At 42.1% G+C, this 18,595-nt stretch carries 14 protein-coding genes; 1 reads left to right on the forward strand and 13 read right to left on the reverse strand.

The genetic code is table 11. The features are described 5' to 3' along the window. Positions 1-14 precede the first annotated feature (14 nt). From tuaG to MHH82_RS33940, 11 genes are all read right to left on the reverse strand, one after another. A complete protein-coding gene (tuaG, locus tag MHH82_RS33890) occupies positions 15-773 on the reverse strand; it encodes a teichuronic acid biosynthesis protein TuaG (protein ID WP_038829893.1) in 759 nt (252 codons plus the stop codon). Positions 774-796: 23 nt separating this feature from the next. Further along, positions 797-1,477 carry a teichuronic acid biosynthesis protein TuaF gene (tuaF, locus tag MHH82_RS33895; protein WP_024573113.1) on the reverse strand — a complete coding sequence of 227 codons (681 nt, stop codon included), beginning with the start codon at positions 1,475-1,477 and terminating at the stop codon, positions 797-799. 28 nt (positions 1,478-1,505) lie between these two features. Beyond that, positions 1,506-2,972, reverse strand: a complete 1,467-nt coding sequence (gene tuaE / locus MHH82_RS33900; RefSeq protein WP_032726971.1) for a teichuronic acid biosynthesis protein TuaE — start codon at positions 2,970-2,972, stop codon at positions 1,506-1,508. Between the two features lie 84 nt (positions 2,973-3,056). Beyond that, positions 3,057-4,442, reverse strand: a complete 1,386-nt coding sequence (gene tuaD, locus MHH82_RS33905; RefSeq protein WP_072175122.1) for a UDP-glucose 6-dehydrogenase TuaD — start codon at positions 4,440-4,442, stop codon at positions 3,057-3,059. A 61-nt stretch (positions 4,443-4,503) separates the two neighbouring features. After that, positions 4,504-5,673 (reverse strand): teichuronic acid biosynthesis protein TuaC, encoded by a 1,170-nt coding sequence (gene tuaC / locus MHH82_RS33910; RefSeq protein WP_072175114.1) that lies wholly within the window; start codon positions 5,671-5,673, stop codon positions 4,504-4,506. After that, positions 5,670-7,121, reverse strand: a complete 1,452-nt coding sequence (gene tuaB, locus MHH82_RS33915; protein ID WP_072175123.1) for a teichuronic acid biosynthesis protein TuaB — start codon at positions 7,119-7,121, stop codon at positions 5,670-5,672. Before tuaB ends, tuaC begins: the two co-directional genes overlap by 4 nt. Before the next feature lie 55 nt (positions 7,122-7,176). Further along, positions 7,177-7,836, reverse strand: a complete 660-nt coding sequence (locus MHH82_RS33920) for a sugar transferase (protein WP_003242561.1) — start codon at positions 7,834-7,836, stop codon at positions 7,177-7,179. Positions 7,837-8,070: 234 nt separating this feature from the next. Beyond that, positions 8,071-9,975, reverse strand: a complete 1,905-nt coding sequence (tarQ, locus tag MHH82_RS33925; protein ID WP_038829889.1) for a (poly)ribitol-phosphate teichoic acid beta-D-glucosyltransferase TarQ — start codon at positions 9,973-9,975, stop codon at positions 8,071-8,073. 219 nt (positions 9,976-10,194) lie between these two features. Beyond that, positions 10,195-11,682, reverse strand: coding sequence for an N-acetylmuramoyl-L-alanine amidase (locus tag MHH82_RS33930; RefSeq protein ID WP_031315357.1), 1,488 nt, complete (start codon positions 11,680-11,682; stop codon positions 10,195-10,197). Positions 11,683-11,769: 87 nt separating this feature from the next. Continuing rightward, positions 11,770-13,923 (reverse strand): SpoIID/LytB domain-containing protein, encoded by a 2,154-nt coding sequence (locus MHH82_RS33935; protein ID WP_038829888.1) that lies wholly within the window; start codon positions 13,921-13,923, stop codon positions 11,770-11,772. 27 nt (positions 13,924-13,950) lie between these two features. Continuing rightward, positions 13,951-14,274 (reverse strand): hypothetical protein, encoded by a 324-nt coding sequence (locus tag MHH82_RS33940; RefSeq protein WP_038829887.1) that lies wholly within the window; start codon positions 14,272-14,274, stop codon positions 13,951-13,953. Between the two features lie 212 nt (positions 14,275-14,486). On the opposite strand from MHH82_RS33940, the gene tagU reads away from it, so the two are divergent. Continuing rightward, positions 14,487-15,407, forward strand: coding sequence for a polyisoprenyl-teichoic acid--peptidoglycan teichoic acid transferase TagU (gene tagU / locus MHH82_RS33945; RefSeq protein WP_015251104.1), 921 nt, complete (start codon positions 14,487-14,489; stop codon positions 15,405-15,407). 40 nt (positions 15,408-15,447) lie between these two features. Here the strand turns inward: tagU and wecB are convergent, their stop codons facing one another. Further along, positions 15,448-16,590: a non-hydrolyzing UDP-N-acetylglucosamine 2-epimerase gene (wecB, locus tag MHH82_RS33950; protein ID WP_015483775.1), complete on the reverse strand. Its 1,143-nt coding sequence runs from the start codon at positions 16,588-16,590 to the stop codon at positions 15,448-15,450. Between the two features lie 22 nt (positions 16,591-16,612). Then, positions 16,613-18,523, reverse strand: coding sequence for a glycosyltransferase (locus tag MHH82_RS33955; protein ID WP_069703633.1), 1,911 nt, complete (start codon positions 18,521-18,523; stop codon positions 16,613-16,615). Positions 18,524-18,595: the final 72 nt, after the last annotated feature.

Here is an 18,595-nt window from a genome sequence, read left to right on the forward strand (position 1 = left end):
CTCTCTGTTTGCGGCTATAATCTTTTTTTCACCGCGTTTTTTGCATATTGAACAAAACACCATGTTGCTTTCATAAAATGAAGCCGTTCGATCTCCCTGTAGACAAACCACGTTTTTCTCGCAGCCTTCCATTTGTTGCTGGAAATTGAGTTATTGACAAGCCGATATTCAGCCAGGCATTCATTCATTCCATAGGCAGTAAATCCTTTTTTTAAAAGAGACAGCCATGTGGCTAAGTCCTGTCTCGTTCTGATATTCGGCATTTGGATCTGTCCCGTTTGCTCCCTGTCAATCATCACCGTCAAGCAGCCGATAATTGTATTTTTCAGCGCGTCATCGTACGTCAGGCTTTCCGGCGCATGAATAAATTTATCGAGTGGGGTCCCGTCCTGCGCCATTAAGCTGTAGCCCGTGAAAGAAAACGCACAGGAGCGCTCCATCATAAACTCAAGCTGCTTTTCCAGTTTGTCTTTTTTCCATTTGTCATCACTGTCCAAAAATGCTACGTAGCGCCCTTGAGCGCGTTCCAACGCTTTGTTGCGAGCAACCGCAGCTCCGGAGTTCTCTTCCAAATACACCACATGAATTCTTTCGTCTATTTTTTCATACTGCTGTAAAATGTCGCGGGTCCCATCCGTTGAGCAATCATCCACGATAATCATTTCCCAATGAGGATGGCTCTGATCTAATACCGAATGAACCGTGTCTTCAATATAGTCACGCGCATTATAGGAAGGTGTAATGACAGATACGAGAGGTTTCCAATTGGTCATGATCACATCTCCATCGTATGATTTTAAAAGGATTCTCTGAAAAATTCAGGAATGACAACGAACATAAAGGCAATCGTAAGGCCAATCATAACGCCGAGAACTGCTTTCTTTTTCGGAGACATTCCCCCGCCTGCTGTCTCACTTACGGTTTCGGAATCAGTAATACTGGCCGCTTTCAGGTTAAGCTGTGTGTTTTTGAGCTCATATAAAAATCTCTCTTTATCCACTTTGGAATCCTCGCTCACCGACTCGCCTTCAAGCGCGTCTATGCTGCTGCGGATAACGGCTTCTCTTTCTGCATACAGCTTTTGATCATTTTTGAGGAAGGTGGAGGATATGGCGTTTAAGACAGATTCCGTTCTATCCTTATCCTCGTCGCTATAGCTTAAAGTCAGTAACGATTTGGATTCCGTTTTGATGGTAAGCTTCTCTTTGATCTCTGCTACATCTTCATCCTTTTCATCAGGAAGCGCCTCCTTCAAAAAAGAGTCGCTCTTAAGCAGAAGCGGAATCTCTTCTGTGCTGTTATAAACCGGATGATCATAGCTCCCCACAGCCAAAGTATCTTCAGCTGTATAGCTCTTTTGATCAGCGATCTGTGACGGCAGGATATACCCCGCCGCACCTAATATAATTGGCACCGCTATGATCCAAATGATATTTTTTTTTATGCGACGGGCTATTCTTATCAATATATCGTTCATATAAGTCTCCCTGCTTTTTGTAGTCTGTTTATCTGTACATCGGCTCAGGCATTTGTCTGGATCGCCTTAACACATTCACGGCGGCGATGACGAGCGCCATAAACACCCAATGGAAAAATAAATTTGAAACAGAGCTTGGGCTGATACTTGATACCAGGAAACTGACCATAGCGGTAATAAGTCCTTCTGTGATCAGTTTTGACTGATTTTCTAATTTTCTTTCATAAAACTTGTAAAGCACCCATATGAGGTAGGCATAAACGGACAGATATCCCAGCATGATGAACAAGCCAAAATTAGCAAGAATTTCAACAAGCCAGTTATGCACCTCTGCCACATTGTCAGTATCATATACAGCATAATGCTCAAGATAATAGGATACATTTCCTGCCCCGACTCCGAATCCGTATGAATCAAGGAAAAAATGCCAAGCGTTTTTCAGCAGATTTGCCCGAGCCACATTTGATGGAAGCCTGTCATGAAATGAATGCAGCGTCTGCGGGGCCAGAAACAGCTCCCAAAACTTTGAATAGATTTTGCTGGCGAAAAGAACTGCGAAAAGAGCAATTCCCGCCGCCGACAGCCATATAGCCATTTTCTTTAAAACAGGCGGCAATACAATGAAGATGTAGACAGCAATACCTGCAAAAATACCCAGAAGGCTGGCTCTTGAACCAGTGGCAAAAATTAAATACAACGCACAGAGCGAGAGCACAAGGCCAATTGCCTTGATGTATCCATTCTTAATGTTTTTCATCATCGTGATGTAAAAAAAGAAGCTGATGGATAAAAAGGTCGCAAAGTCATTTTGATTAAAAAAGACCGATGTCGGATAATGCTGCTTATACTCCGGTCCGCTGTACAATGTGGAACTCGCAAGATGATGGTGGGTGATATGATTGTAAAAGCCAATGATCATCAGAAATACCGTCATCACCAGCCAAATGGCATAAACAATCATCAGCCGCTCCATTTTTTGCACGTACATGACAATAAGATAAATGAAGAAAATTCCCATTGCCAATAAGGCTAAATACTTGAGGCCAACTGTTACCGACTTGGCCCACAGCAGAGAAACAAGGCCATATATAAACCAAAAGGCGAAAAAGAGTAAAATCCCTTTTACTTGCAGCCCATGCCATCTTTCAATATGGGTTCGATTCCGAACCATGCCGAAAATATGAAGGCAACCCGCTGCAATGAGCAGAAGCCGGTAAAGGAACAAACTGAAAAATCCAAGATGAATAGCGAAAAATGCATTATTTAAAAAAGTGCAGGCGATCAAAATATAGATTACAGCCATAAAGAGCCGTTCTTTTGTTGTAAATGCGGTTGCAAGCGTCAGTAAAAACAGGCCAATTGCCAACACCGCAAGCACAGCAGCCATCTGCATGAAACCTATATCTTTATGGATGGCTCCCAGCAATAGGACGACTCCAAATATAGCAGCGGCCAGTAACGCTAGCGTATGGACCGCTGATCGTTTGATACTCACATGTTTAACCCCTTTCCTGATGTTTCAGGAGCCGGCGGCCGAGCCTAGCAGCCGGCAGCTTCAACCAAGTAACACTTTTTCTTTTTATAAATTGACGCTTCCCAAGTCTTTAGCCAATTCTTCAAGCGGCAAGCCCGGAAAATACTTGTCAGAAGGTTCCGTTCCCCGAACAGCGGGACGGCCGATAGAGTGATAAATGTATCCGGCTGCCTGCATCTCTTCAAGTGAAAATAAATTTCTGCCGTCGATGATGACTGGCTGTTTTAAGAGGGTTTTCACTTTTACAAGCTCCATTTCTTTCACTTCCGGCCAATCCGTTAAAATCAGGCATGCATCAGTGTCTTCCATCGCAGCATACACATCTGTGTAATACTCGACCTGTTCGCCAAGGATCGCTGAAGCTTCAGGAATAGCAATCGGATCGTATGCTTTTACATGGGCGCCCAGCTGCTGCAGCATTGGGATAATATCAAGCGCTGGAGCGGATCTCACATCGTTCGTATTCGGTTTGAAGGCTAATCCCAGGACTGAAATGGTTCTCCCTTTGACGCTTCCCATAACAGTCAAAAGTTTATCTACAATATGAACACGCTGCTTTTCGTTCGTTTCAATGACAGCTTCGATGAGCTTGAATGGATAGCCTGCCGATTTTGCGATTTGAAGCAGCGCGGTTGTATCCTTTGGAAAACATGAACCGCCGAATCCAATACCCGCTTTAAGGAACTTTCTGCCGATACGGCTGTCAAGACCAACACCATCAGCAACTTTTGAAACGTCTGCGCCGACTCGCTCACAAATGTTTGCGATATCGTTGATAAAGGAAATCTTTGTCGCCAGAAATGCATTCGCGGCGTATTTAATCATTTCTGCACTTTCTAGGTTTGTTTTAATGACAGGAGCATGGAATGGCTGATGAAGTCCCTCAATGATGGCAGCGGCTTTATGACTTGTTGAACCAATCACGGCACGCTCCATATTCATCGTGTCATGAATCGCTGACCCTTCCCGAAGGAATTCAGGGTTAGATACAACATCAAATGAGTATCTCCCCTTTGAGGCTTTTTGAACGATAGATTGCACCAGTTTCCCTGTTCCAACCGGGACTGTGCTTTTATTTACGATCACTTTGTAGCCGTTAAGATGCTCACCGATTGTTTTCGCCGCCGCTTTGACGTACGTTAAATCAGCTTCACCTGTTTTGGACATAGGCGTTCCGACTGCAATATAAATAATATCTGAGGCCCGAATGGCAGACGGGATATCGTTCGTAAAGGTCAAGCGCTGATCCAGCACATTTTTTTCAACTAAGTCTGCAAGCCCTGGTTCATAGATTGGGATTACCCCATTTTTCAGACTTCTGATTTTTGATTCATCGATATCACAGCAAACAACTTTATTGCCGATCTCCGCAAAGCAAGTGCCTGATACGAGTCCTACATAACCTGTTCCAATGACAGCTATTTTTTTCACAGCGCTCAACCCTCTCCTGTAAAATGATCTTCCTATTTATATTGGTCGCAGTGTCTTACGATTAAACGGACGTTTTCGTGACCGTCTGATACTGATGATGCAAGGCCTTGGCGTTTTTTCCTGCGTCAAATTGAGCCTGCACGGTTTCATACAAGTCATCTGCTACTTCCGGCTTCCATATTTGCTCATGTTCGTACCGAGTGATCGCTTCTGCCAAGGCTTGAGCGGATTTCGGTTTAATCAGCAGATGTTGGTGCTTTCCGAATAAAGACGACACTCCGCCAACATCCGTACAAATAACAGGAACCCTTAGCGCCAGCGCCTCAATCACAACAGTCGGCATCCCCTCACTGTAAGAAGGAAGTACAAATAGATCTGCCGCAAGTAAATAGTCTCTTACCTGATGATTCGGCACTTGGCCTGTGACGATATGCCCCTTCTGCGTCAGCGTCGATTTTGCGGGACCATCCCCGACAAAGACTGCCTTAGGAGAGTCCTGCAGCGATTCGATCGCTTCAGACAGTTCAAAAATGCCTTTCTCTCTGACCAGCCGGCCGACATAGACAGCCAGACGCTGATCGATCGGGAGTCCGAGTCTTTTTCTGATTTCCTCTTTCGTCTCCTCATTCTCCTGAAAGCGGCTGAGCTGTATGCCGATTGGCAAAACCGAGCTGTCAAAGCCCGAAAGCTTTTTGGCTTCTTCCTGAAGCTTGTGGCTGACTGCTAAAACAACTGACGCAGAACCTACGGCACGCTTGAAGGCTTTAAACGCTCCTTTGCTGTAATGCGGATAGACATTCACATCACTGCCATGCAAGGTCAGGACATAAGGAATTTGCGCTGACTCTGACACGACTGCCGCAGCCCCGCCCGATGGCATGGCAAAATGCGCATGGATCAGATCCGGATATAGGTCGCGCTGTTTCATGGTTTTTAAAACGGCTGATGCGATTCTCCGATGAGGCTGCGCCCACTTCAGCTGGCCGGGAACTGCCCGATAGAAAGGCCGGTAAACCGGTATTCCCTTTCTAATCTCATACTCCGGTCTGGCATCCTTTTTTCGATATGTCTTTTTCAGCATGCGGACAGGCGCTGAATGAAAAGGCCGTGGGCATATCACAGTGATATCAAGCCCGAGTTTTTGCAGCTCTTGCACCTGTGTCTCATGAAACACACCCTCTCCGGGTTTCATACTGCTCGGATATACGCTTGTGATCCACAAAATCTTCATGACAAACGTCCTTTTCTTAGTAGTTTGCTTTTCGTTTGAGGGTACGCTTTTACCAAAAGAAAGAGATAGCACAGCGCCCCGGCTGCAACTGAAATGGCCAGCCGCATTTCTGCCTGCATACTGAAGTGTTCGGTACTTAGGCTTACACCAAACGCGATGATGCCCATCGCCGCAGTAATCAGAAATGGCTTCATAATCGACTGGAAATAAGCTGAAAGGTTAAGCTTGATGACATATGCCAAAAGCCAGCGCCCGATCAGGAAATTAACAACGCTGATAATGGCATACACCCATGCGACTGTCAGCAGGCTTCCCGTCTGTACAGCTGCAAAGAGTGATAATCCGTACAGCAGCAGCACGCCGGAATCCCAATAAAACGCTAAGTCAGCTCTTCCTTTAGCCAGCAACACAGATCCATTTGGATTCATAAGCACTCTTAGTATTCCGACAATCGCCAGAACATTTAGGATCGGAACAGCAGCAAGCCACTTTTCTCCGAAAACCGCTGTGATAAAGGCGTCTGACACAGACACGAGCCCGATTAACAGCGGAAACGAAACAAGCGCCAGCATTTTTGTCATATTCAGAAAGCCTTCTCTGATCACGCTGTTTTCATATTTGTTTTTTGCGAAAACAGGGAATGCCACCCGTGTGACAATCGGATTGATCTTCAAAACCGGAATGGTGACAATCTGATAAGCGAGGTTATAAATCCCCAATGCTTCAGCACCAATAAACCGGCCGATCAAAATCATGTCGATATTTGCTCCCAGCCTGTTCACAAGACGGGATGAAAGCTGAAAGGCTCCAAAAGAAAAGAAATCCTTCATGCCTCTCAAATCAAAAACAAAAGCAGGATGCCACTTTTTTCGGTATACTGCCCAATATAAAATCCCTTTACTGGACTGCAGCAGGACTTGAGAAATCACGTACGCCAAAATCGCATCCATCATAAAAACCGCTATCGCTAAATATCCGAATGACAATACATTTGAAAAAATCTCTATTTTGCTTAACGTATTAAACTGCAGCTGCTTTTGCAGCATATACTGATATTGCTGTCCAATTGGCGCGATCAAAAACATAATCGCCAGAATCCGAACCAGAAACACCAGCTCTTCTCTTTGATAAAATCCCGCAATGACAGGACTGCTCACATATAAAAGAACAAACAGCAAAACGCCCGTCATAATGTTAAGCCAATACAATGTTGACAGCTGGCGCTCCGTCGCGTCGTCTCTCTGAATTAATGCTGCGCCAAAACCCATATCGAGCACAATCTGGGCGAAAACTGTAACCGTTGTGATCATGCCGACAAGCCCAAATTCTGTTAAGGTCATCATATTTCCAAGCAGGGCAAACTGAACAATTTGTATGATTGTAATACACATGGTTGAAATACTTGTCCACTTTGCACCGCTCATGATTTGTTTTGTAATACTTGGCATCATATTCCCTACTTCTTTTTAAGCTCAGATTGATGGTGAATAATGGCATTCCGTTTTATCTTGCACCATCACCCGTCCAAACTACTTTACAAGTTTTTAACATAATTTTTAATTCTAAAGTGAAAGTCAGATTGCGAATGTAATATAAATCAAATATCAGCTTTTCCTTCGGCGTCATATCGTAACCGCCGTTCACTTGAGCCCAGCCGCTCAATCCCGGTTTAACAGCCAGACGCTGTGTAAAGCCTGGAATCTCATTCTGGAATTTTTCCGTAAATACGGGCCGTTCCGGACGAGGGCCAATCATACTCATATCGCCTTTCAGCACATTAAACAGCTGAGGAAGCTCGTCAATTCTCGTTCTTCTGATAAAAGCTCCGATCCTTGTCACCCGCGGATCTTGCTTCTGTGCCCAAACCGCCCCAGACTTCTCGGCATCTATTTTCATGGAACGAAGCTTATAAAGCTTAAATGGTTTCCCGCCTTTCCCTACGCGTTCCTGCGTATAAATGGCAGGCCCCGGCGTCTCCAAACAAATCAATATTGAAAATACCGCAATCATTGGCAGCGCAATCGCCAACCCAATGAGCGCAAACCAAATATCCATTACGCGCTTTATTGCCAAATAACGAGCCGTCTTTTCAGATAATGTAAAAGAATGTATTTGCTGAACTGAGAATTCACGACTCACATTCATGCTTTTCTCTGCACTCACTGACACACACCTCACGATTTGTTTGGGATGTTATGATGACCTATGCCAGTCAGTTTAGCAGACGGATGTTAATTGGATGTAAATGGTATGTTAAGAAGTGTGAATTTGTTATTTTTTCTGACATTTATCCGTAAACTTTTTATTGTTTTAGACACTTTTTTTAAAAATTAAGCATATTGTTTAAAAAAAGAGACAAATCATTTTACTGATTTGTCTCTTTTCGTTGTGAAGCATTTAATATTGAAAATAAAACTTTGATTTAGAGGTTAACAGCTTGTATTGAACCTCAACCATTTTACTAAAGAATAACATGGATTTTCGTTCCACATTCCTTGTGTCCAAGACAATTGCTTGGTTATCCACTTTTGCACTTATTTTATTTTGAGAAGTGTTTATCGCAAATTCAATTAATCGCTCTTTCTTTACATGAGCTAGCTGTTCAAGCAAACTCTGCACGTTTACCGTCAATTTTGTGCAATTAGGCTCTAAGTCTATACGTTTTACCGGTAATGAGATTTCAGACTGTCCGGTATTCACAATCATTTTTGAATGATTTGGCAAACAGATCTGCTTATCTTTAAAAATAAATGATAAATCTTTTGATTCAGTTTCATATGAAAGTTCTGCTTCAGTATAGGCATGTTTCTTTATATCAATCGAAAGATTATCGTAATTCATTGTGAAATATGGTCTTGCACTGAAGACAAACAACGCATTATGCCCTAAATACATCGTGTTTGTTGAATACTTATACGCAGCACGCTTGTTTCCGATTCTCGCCCTTAATTTATAGCCATCTATTGACGATTCAATAAAGAAATCCCAAACGCCTAAATCTTCTTCTGCAGATGCCAGTTCATCAAACTTGCACTCAAATGTAAATGTTGAATTTTCATACTTAGCCGGCGCGATATATTTTTCCGCCTTTGTATCGCGATGAACAAATATTCCTGTCAGAGATTGATTTTGATTCGTTTCATCATCCAACAATTTGTGTTTAATGGTTCCTTGAATGCTGAGGCTGTGATCGCTAAATTCAATATTCTGCAGATAATGTTCAAGCTTATTTTTATAATTTACTTTTAATAACTCTTCAGAAATTGGATAGCGTTCTAAGCTCGGATAACGTGCAATTAAATCCCCATTATTTACAACACAGAACTTTTTAATGTCTTGTTCTTCACGCTCATACTGGGTTAACCCCTGCAAATCATTATTCCGAATAAACAGCAGCCGCAATTTGATATGCGGAAGCACAAATTGGTCAGCCTCTTCAGGTACTGCATGAATAAATGAGGACAAATATTTAAACCATTCAGCTCTTTCTTCATCTGTCTTCATTTTTATTGTGACATTTTTTGTCCGCGAAAAATCGAAATGCCTGTTTAAAAATACTGCCATCAGTTTCGTTTTTCTTGCTTCTTCTAGATCACTAGCCTTGATAGCAGAGATAATATCTTCCATTGCTCCATAAAAGTTCTCTGGGGGAACATAAGCGACACTCATATGCTCACCGTCTCTTTTGACCAGATAGTAATAATCATAGTCAGCTGAAACAGAAATCTTCTTTGCTTTTAAATAAGCGTTCATTGTGAAGACTTGATCTTCCGCTGCTTTTATGTGAGTAGGGAAGATGATTTGATTTTCTTTTAAAAGTGAGGCTTTAAACAGTTTTTGGGGTCCCAATGTGAAAACAATTTTGGAATCAACCAAATCAACATCTGGATTTGTTTCCTTAAACATTGATTTGGGAACACCTCGGCCGTTTATCCCTTTTAACTTACCTAAAGTAATATCTGAATCATTCTCTTTTGAGAAATTGTACCATCTTAACAATGCTTCATTGCCTAGATAGTCATCGGAATCAACAAACAGGATGTATTCACCTTTGGCAATTTTTATTGCATCATTCCGCGGTGCACCTGGACCGCCTGAATTTACGGTTCTTTCAACAACAACAATATTGTCATATTTCTTTTTATATCGATTCAAAATGTCTAAAGATGAATCCGTAGATTTATCATCGACACATATAATCTCATAATCCTCTTTTGGCATCGTTTGGTTAACTAAGCTATCAAGACATTCGGAAATAAGATCTTCTGAATTATATACAGGGATAACAATGCTTATTTTCATCGATTACCTCACTACCCTAATGGATCGGTTATATTTTTGCCTGATAATTATATCAAAAACATCTGTCAATAAGAATAGGCCTAACCTTAAATTTTGTTAAACTTTTACATAGCATATGTGGTTTAAAATTTTTCTCATTTTATCGTATAAAAAAGCTTGCCGGCAATTCCTGATGGGTTCTGCCGGCAAGCCGCTATTGATGTCTACTAATTTAATCCCCTAATAATATCCAATGATTCCTTCATATATTGCTTGAGCTGCTTTTTCTTGATACAAAGCACTCTTTAACTTACTTGCGTCGTTCGCATTTGAAATGAACGCCAGCTCCGCTAAACTGCTCGGCATCGTTGATTCTCTGATGACATGGAAATTCCCGATTTTCACGCCGCGGTTTTGAGTATTGAGTGCTTTATAGAGTCTGTTTTGTATTTCTGTCGCAAGCCGTTTGCTGTTTTCTGACTCATATTTTGTATAATAGTAGGTTTCAGTACCGGTTGCTGCTGGGCTCGCTGAATTGGCATGAATACTCACAAACAGGTTTGCATTATTGCTTTTTGCTTTTGCAACCCGCTCTGAAAGCTCTAAGAAAACATCTGTAGATCTGGCCATAATCGGAATGGCTCCACCATTGGAAAGTTTGCTGTTTACAAGCTTAGCAACGGCAAGGTTAACATCTTTCTCTTTTAAACCATTACCTACCGCGCCGCTGTCATAACCACCGTGTCCTGCATCCACAAATACCTTTTTGCCTACAATTACATTTTTAAGCTGGTTCACGACATTTGTTGTCACTGAAATAGTTCCCCCAAGAACTGTGAAGGTATTCTTGCTATTTGATCCGATGACTGTTCTTGTCGCAGTCGGCAATGAACCGGCGTCAGTAAATAGCATTGGGCGATTTTGCTTCGCCGCCAGCACAGAACCCGCTAAAGCATCTGCATATTGATAGCCATTGCTGACAAATGCAGCTTTTGATGAAGAATAATATTTTTTCGCTATGTTTGCAGCCACTTCAAAACGGCTGTTTCCGCCGATTCTTGTTGGTGAAGGAAGCTGGCTGTAAACATTTTTAGAGACACTGATTTCTCCTCCGACCACAATAGTCGATGATGTCCCTTTGCTGTTCATCGCACTTTTCGTTGGTGCAGGAATGGAGCTTGCAGTAGTCAGTAAAATTGGAATACCATTACGGGCAGCATAAGAACCGATCGCCAGACTGTCAGCATATGCCGTGCCATTTGCGATTACCGCTTTTGAATTTGAAGATAACTTTTTAGAAATATTTTGGGCAACTTCATAGCGGCTTCTTCCGCCGATCCGTTCCACATTGGAAATACCCAATTTTTTAATGTCGCTTACAACGTTGTTAGAAACACTGATCGTTCCGCCAATGACGATGACCTTGCTCGGTTTAAGCTGGCTGATTCTGTCTTTAGTCGGCGCAGTCAGTTTAGATGATTCCGTCAATAAAATCGGGGCATTGTATTTGTAAGCCAAAGGTGCAGCAGTTAATACATCGGCATATGCTGTTCCGTTTGCTATAACAACCGTGCCCGCACTGCTCCAGCCTTGTTTTGATACATTTACTGCAACCTCATATCTGCTTGCTCCATCCAGCCTTGTAACAGAGTTGGCCGCAAACGCATTTGGTACAAATAACACGACTCCTAGTATCAGCATAGGTATGCTTTTAAGAAAGATCCGCAAAGATAGTCCCTCCAAAGATTCATAATGATTCATAAATCAAATAACGAACAAAGGAGGCATCTCGCCTCCTTGGACTCTAACAATCTTTTAATAGCTTGATAGAGTTGTTCCCGGATAGTAAAAACTTAAAATCGTTGTATAAGATTGTCCGGCAGCTGCTCTGGCATTGGCTCCGTACTGACTCATGCCTATGCCGTGTCCGTATCCTTTACCGCTAATGAGAAAGGCGTTTGTATTGCTTGAGACAGAAGCATATGTACTCTTCATATTGGAAGCGCCAAGCATCGTTCTCAGCTCTGTTGCAGGTACAGTAATTGTTGCTGTTTTTTCACTGAGGCTTCCATTTGACAGGATATAGCCATTTGATTTTTCTTTCACGAAATATGAGAATGTGACGCTTGCTGTTTCCGGCCGCTGACCGGCAGTTTTCTCCGTGCTGAATTTCACACTGGATATTTTCGTGATTTTGATAGACTCAGCATTGCTGTATTTATTTTTAATAAACCAGCTTTTCAAACCGCTCAAATATGCTGAGTTTGTTTCATTTTTAGAGCTCCACCATGAACCCGGGCTTTTCAGATTCAGACTGCTCTTATCAAGCTGGGTTTTATTTAAAGACAGAGACCAGCTGATTTGCGGGTCGTACGTATCTTTTTTGGCGATTAAATAAGGAAGCTGGCTGCTCCACACCTCACCGCTCGCTTCTGTATAGCCGCCGTTGCTTGAGGAATACGTAGCTGAAATCAAATTTCCATTGTATTTCAAAACTTTTCCTTTTGTAGCTTCAACAACTTCTGAAGTTTTCGAATTCCAGTCATATCCGCCATATACCTGAAAAGCGGTGGTGTCTTGTACTTCTTTTCCGGCCGAATTGATGGAATAAGTTCTCGCTGCGACAGCTTGGGCTTTAAGCGCTTCTTTCTGCCAGCTGGCCGGCATTTCATGAGGCACAACACCCTTTAAATAATCTTCAAAGGGGATATTCACATTGATCGGACGAATATATTTGCCTGACTCTATTGTAAATTTCATGTTTCCGAGATATGGCGTTCCATTTAGACTGATAGAATTTGTAGTTGCATACTTTTTAGGCTGTGCTGTAAAAGACGTTCCAAGCGTCTTGATTGCAGTACTGTTTTTATAAAGCACCAGGTTTCCGCCGGTTAACTTGACTGTATATCCAGTTCCTGCAAAAGTATCTGCCAGTTTGTTCTTTAGCGTATCACTGATGGAGATGCTTCCTCCAAGCAGCGCAAATGACTGAGTCCCTTTTGACGCTACCACATCAGCGACTGGTGACGGCAGGCTTCCTGATTCAACCAGCAGTAAAGGGCTTCCCTGCTTTGCTGCAAGCACAGATCCCGTTAATGCATCCGCGAATGTTTGGCCGTTTGACATAAATACCTTTGTTGCTTTCATATTTAATTCTTTAACGATATTGGCAGATACCTCATATCGTGAAACGCCGCCAATCCGTTTCACAGTTGCCTTCTTTTTTAATGCAGCTTCCACACCAGTGCTGACACTCAACGGACCGCCGACAATTGTAACCTTGCTTGGAATTTTGTAATCACTGCGGATGTTATTGTCTCCCGCAAGTAAAATCGGATAACCGTTCATTGCAGCATATGGCGCGATTGACAGTGCATCCGTAAAGACCATGCCTGTGGCCACTACTGCCTGGCTGTAATTCCCCATCCGATCGGCTATGTTTTTAGAAACCTCGTAACGGGTTGCTCCGCCAATCCGATCGATAGAACCATATTTTTTTAATGTATTTTCTACATTTTTAGAAACACTGATTGTACCGCCAATGATGAGAATATTGTCAGGATTTAATTTTGCAATTTCGCTTTCTGTTTTTGGTGTTAGCGAATCTGCGTCTGTTAATAAAATCGGTGCATCGTACTTTTTGGCAAGCGGGGTTGCTGAGAGCGCATCGGCAAAAGCGTCCCGATTTACAATGACCACAGTCGTTGGATTTGTCCATCCGGCAGAGGCGACATTATTGGCAACATCAAAACGGGTTGCTCCTCCATATCGCTCCGTATCCGCAATTCTTGAGCCGGAAATTTCATATCCGCCTGTGATATCGACATCCAAACTTGATTTGCTGCCTACATAATTACTCAGCTTAACCGAAATGGTTTTATCTGCGGCTTTCGCAGTCTGCATAAACGCCGGACATGCTACAGCCGCCGCAGTGACTGACGATAGAAGCAAGAGCTTCATTTTTTTCAAAACATGGAACCCCCTAAGAGTTTTTTATTACTTTGTCTCAAGATCCTTAAGCATTAAAGCGCCATTTGAATCTTTTATATATTTGACAACAACTTTTTGCCCTTCTGAAATGCTGTTCATTTTGTCCTGAAGGTCTGAACCAACCTGAATCGACGTCTCTTTATCATCAATAGTGACTGCAATTGTATGGCTGTCCGCCAAACCGGCAAAAGTGCCTTCCTTCGTTACTGTCTCTTCTGCAGCTGCATCCTGGCTGTCTGAATTTGTTTCTGCTCCTGATGTGTTCTGAGCTGTGCCGCACGCAGACAAAAGAAGCAGCATTGAGAACATTAAAATAGCAATTTTTTTCATTCCTATATCACCTCTCCACTTTTTATCGACAATTTTAAGCTTATTTTAAGATTTCTTTCAAAACAACGAAAAATTTTTGCGGATTTTCTTAAAATACCGAAACATTTGTTACAAGGAGCCGTCTATTGTAAAGAATCAGACAAATTTTAGTTGTTTTCAAATATTAAGAAACTTATAATCGTACTAGATTACAAAAAAGCGAGGACTTTATTATGAGAGCTGAAAAAAGAAAGAAAAAAAGAAAGGCGTTACTTGTCATTTTAGCCATTGTGGCCGTATTTGTACTCGGAACTGGAGGCTATGCATACTACTTATGGCATAAAGCAGCATCAACCGTGGCAAGTATTCATGAAAGCATTGATAAATCGAAAAAGAGGGATAAAGAGGTCAGTATCAATAAAAAAGATCCTTTTTCCGTCTTAATCATGGGTGTGGATGAACGCGACGGCGATAAGGGCCGTGCCGATACGCTCATTTATATGACTGTTAACCCAAAAACGAATACAACCGACATGGTCAGCATTCCGCGTGACACGTATACAAAAATTATCGGAAAAGGCACAATGGATAAAATCAACCATTCATACGCTTTCGGCGGCACGCAGATGACGGTTGACACGGTCGAGAACTTCCTCGATGTTCCGGTTGATTATTTTGTAAAAGTGAACATGGAAAGCTTTAGAGACGTTGTTGATACACTTGGCGGCATTACTGTTAACAGCACATTCGCCTTCAGCTATGACGGTTATTCGTTCGGCAAAGGAGAAATCACACTGAACGGAAAAGAAGCGCTCGCTTATACCCGGATGAGAAAAGAAGATCCGAGAGGCGACTTCGGACGCCAGGACCGCCAGCGCCAAGTCATCCAAGGTATTATTAATAAAGGCGCTAATATTTCTTCCATCACGAAATTCGGAGATATGTTTAAAGTTGTTGAAGATAATGTGAAAACGAACTTGACCTTCGATAACATGTGGGATATCCAGTCCGATTACAAAGGTGCGCGGAAACATATTAAACAGCACGAACTAAAAGGTACAGGCACGAAAATCAATGGAATTTACTACTACCAAGCTGATGAAAGCGCCCTTTCAGATATTACAAAAGAGCTGAAGGAAAGCCTCGAAAAGTAAAACAAAAAAGAAGCTTCGCACAATGTGCAAAGCTTCTTTTTTATTTGCCTGTAAATGAATCCGGTTGTTCTTTCCGATACCCATAATGAAACAGCAATTCTTCCACAATCCGGCGGGAAGCCTCTCCATCTCCATACGGATTAGAAGCCTGGGACATTTTCTTGTACTCATCATGATCAGTTAACAGCTGTTTTGCCAGCTGATAAATGTTTTCCTCATCCGTCCCTGCAAGTTTCAGCGTTCCCGCTTCCACTCCTTCAGGCCGTTCCGTCGTATCACGCAGAACAAGCACCGGTTTCCCGAGAGATGGGGCTTCCTCCTGCACGCCGCCCGAATCTGTCAATATAAAATGCGATTTCGCTGCAAAGTTATGGAAATCAATCACCTCTAAAGGTTCAATCAGATGCACTCTGTCAGAATCACCAAAATGCTTCTGAGCCGCTTCCCGGACAACAGGATTCAGGTGCACAGGGTAAACGACTTGTACATCTTCAAATTCCCCTACAATTCTGCGGATGGCCTTGAACATGTTTTCCATTGGCTCACCCAAATTTTCCCGGCGGTGAGCGGTCAAGAGAATCATTTTATCCTCACCCACCTGATCGAGAACAGGATGTGAGTAAGCATCCCTAACCGTTGTGTTGAGTGCGTCAATCGCTGTATTGCCCGTTACAAAAATAGAGTCGGCCTTTTTGTTTTCTTTTAATAAATTGTCTTTCGCCTGGCCTGTCGGAGCAAAATGCAAATCAGCAATCGCCCCTGTCATCTGTCGATTGAGCTCTTCCGGAAACGGGGAATACTTATTCCCTGTACGAAGCCCCGCCTCCACATGACCGACAGCAATTTGATGGTAAAAAGCGGCTAGGCTTCCGGCAAACGTCGTCGTTGTATCACCATGGACAAGCACAATATCGGGTTTAATATCTTTAAACAACTCATCCAATTTTACAAGTGCGTTAGACGTAATCTCTGCCAGTGTCTGCCGCTCCTTCATAATGTTCAAATCGAAGTCAGGCTTGATGTGAAACGCATCTAACACCTGATCGAGCATCTGTCTGTGCTGTGCAGTTACCGTTACATAGGAATCTATTTCAGGATATTTTTTCAATTCAAGCACAAGCGGTGCCATCTTGATCGCTTCAGGCCTGGTCCCGAAAACGGTCATAACTTTTAGTTTTTTCATATTTGTCACCTGGTTTCTTTGTTTAACGGGCTGTTAGATAGAATTTCGATTGGTCCGATTGTATAAATAGATCTACTTTCTTCTTTATTTTAAAGCACCATAGCTTTTTTTCAATATTTTTACTGCAAAAGTACACACTGACATCCTTTTTCGGAACCAATGTGGTTTTATAAGAATTAATGGATAAAACAATATTGGTGTTTTGTAAATAAGCCGGAGCAAACTTTTGCTGAACGAGATTCCGATCAACCTGTATCACTGTCCCATCAGCTGAACTGATTTGATTTTTTATTGGGATTAAAAACTCTTGGTTATTGCATTCGAGCAATAATAAAGATTGCTTCGGAAAAAACAATTGGCTTCCAGGAAATACGAACGTTAAATGCTGGTCCGAATCATTATCTCTGAATTCGACTTTCAGAACTTCCTGCTTTCTGATATCCACCGACAAATTATCATAGGTTTTAGTAAAGTACGGCCGTGCGCTGAAAGCATATTCCCCGTTATTCCCAATATATTTAGCATGTTTTGAATAAGGATACGGTTCTCTGCTGCTGCCAATTCGGACGCGTTTTTTATAGCCGTCTATCCCCGATTCAATAAAGAAATCCCAAACACCAATATCTTCTTCATGAATAGCCAAATCAGTAAACTTCGTGAGAAATTCAAATTCTCCGTCCTTGGAATACACTGGAGAAATGATTTTTTCAGTTTTTCTATCACGGTGCACCCAAATGCCGTATAAAGTTTGCATAGCTTGATGCTCTGGTTGTAAAGCCGTGTGGGTAACCGAGCCTCTTAATGTGAAAGTGTTGTCCTTCATTTGAAATTCGCTCACGTAATGACTGATTTTGTTTCTGTCATCAACAATCCGTTCATTCTCTGCCAAATGATATGAGATAAGGCTGGGATAGTTTGCTATGATATGACCATTTTTAACTGACGTATATTGGGCCATATTTTCTTTATCAGCTTCAAACTGCTTCAAGCCCTTTAGGTCATTATGGCGTACAAAGTGTAATTTTAACCGCGTATGAGAATGAACAAGCTTATCAATTTCCCGTGGTATATTTTGTTCAACAAAATGATGCAGCTCTGTCATCCATGTTTGCTGCTCCCGTTCGTCCTCGATTGTTACGGTAAAGTCCGTTGTTCTGGAAAAATCAAAATGACGATTTAAAAACTTCGCCATAAACTTCATTTTGCGATTATGTGAAAGACGGCTATTACGAATCATATCTATGATTACCTTCATTGCGCCATAGTAGCTTTGAGGCGCAACGTATGCAAACGTCATATGCTCGCCGTCATGCTGTACAGCATAGTAATAATCATAATCGGCCAAGACAGAAATTTTGTCCGCTTCTAAATAAGCCTGCATGACAAATACCTGATCCTCTGTAGCCTGTATATTAGAGGGGAAATATATGTCATGCATTCTAAGCAGTGAAACTTTAAAAAGTTTTGTCGGTCCTATTGAGTAAACAAGCGGAGATTTTACAAGATCCGCCTCAGGTTTCGTTTCCTTAAAAATAGCTTGCGGGACCGATCTGCCGTTTACACCGACCATTTTCCCAAGCACAATATCTGAATCATGCTGTTTTGCAAATTGATACATTCTCTCAAACGCTTCGATTCCTACATAATCATCGGAATCAATAAAAAAAATGTATTCACCGTTCGCAGCACGTATCGCCTGGTTTCGCGGCTCTCCCGGCCCTCCCGAGTTTTTTTCTCGTTCTATAACCGTTATATTAGAATACTGTTCACTGTACTTTTTTAATATTGAAACCGTGCCATCCTGAGAACAATCATCTACACAAATAATTTCGTACTCATTATTCGGCATGGTTTGTTGAACCATACTATCCAGGCAGCGGGAGATAAAATGTTCTGAGTTGTATGTGGGTACTGCTGCAGTAATTTTCACCATGACACCTCTATCCTTATCCGCTTCTATTTCATTCACAAAAGCTCATATAATGAACAAAAACAGTATAAAAAA

It is taken from the genome of Bacillus sp. FSL K6-6540, assembly GCF_038007545.1.

What these genes read in the sequence shown, in the direction of transcription:
- tarQ (WP_038829889.1), bottom strand. Translation starts at nt 9,975, where the DNA reads ATGAAAATAAGCATTGTTATCCCTGTATATAATTCAGAAGATCTTATT.
- MHH82_RS33940 (WP_038829887.1), bottom strand. Translation starts at nt 14,274, where the DNA reads ATGAAAAAAATTGCTATTTTAATGTTCTCAATGCTGCTTCTTTTGTCT.
- tagU (WP_015251104.1), top strand. Translation starts at nt 14,487, where the DNA reads ATGAGAGCTGAAAAAAGAAAGAAAAAAAGAAAGGCGTTACTTGTCATT.
- tuaC (WP_072175114.1), bottom strand. Translation starts at nt 5,673, where the DNA reads ATGAAGATTTTGTGGATCACAAGCGTATATCCGAGCAGTATGAAACCC.
- tuaB (WP_072175123.1), bottom strand. Translation starts at nt 7,121, where the DNA reads ATGCCAAGTATTACAAAACAAATCATGAGCGGTGCAAAGTGGACAAGT.
- tuaF (WP_024573113.1), bottom strand. Translation starts at nt 1,477, where the DNA reads ATGAACGATATATTGATAAGAATAGCCCGTCGCATAAAAAAAAATATC.
- MHH82_RS33955 (WP_069703633.1), bottom strand. Translation starts at nt 18,523, where the DNA reads ATGGTGAAAATTACTGCAGCAGTACCCACATACAACTCAGAACATTTT.
- wecB (WP_015483775.1), bottom strand. Translation starts at nt 16,590, where the DNA reads ATGAAAAAACTAAAAGTTATGACCGTTTTCGGGACCAGGCCTGAAGCG.
- tuaG (WP_038829893.1), bottom strand. Translation starts at nt 773, where the DNA reads ATGACCAATTGGAAACCTCTCGTATCTGTCATTACACCTTCCTATAAT.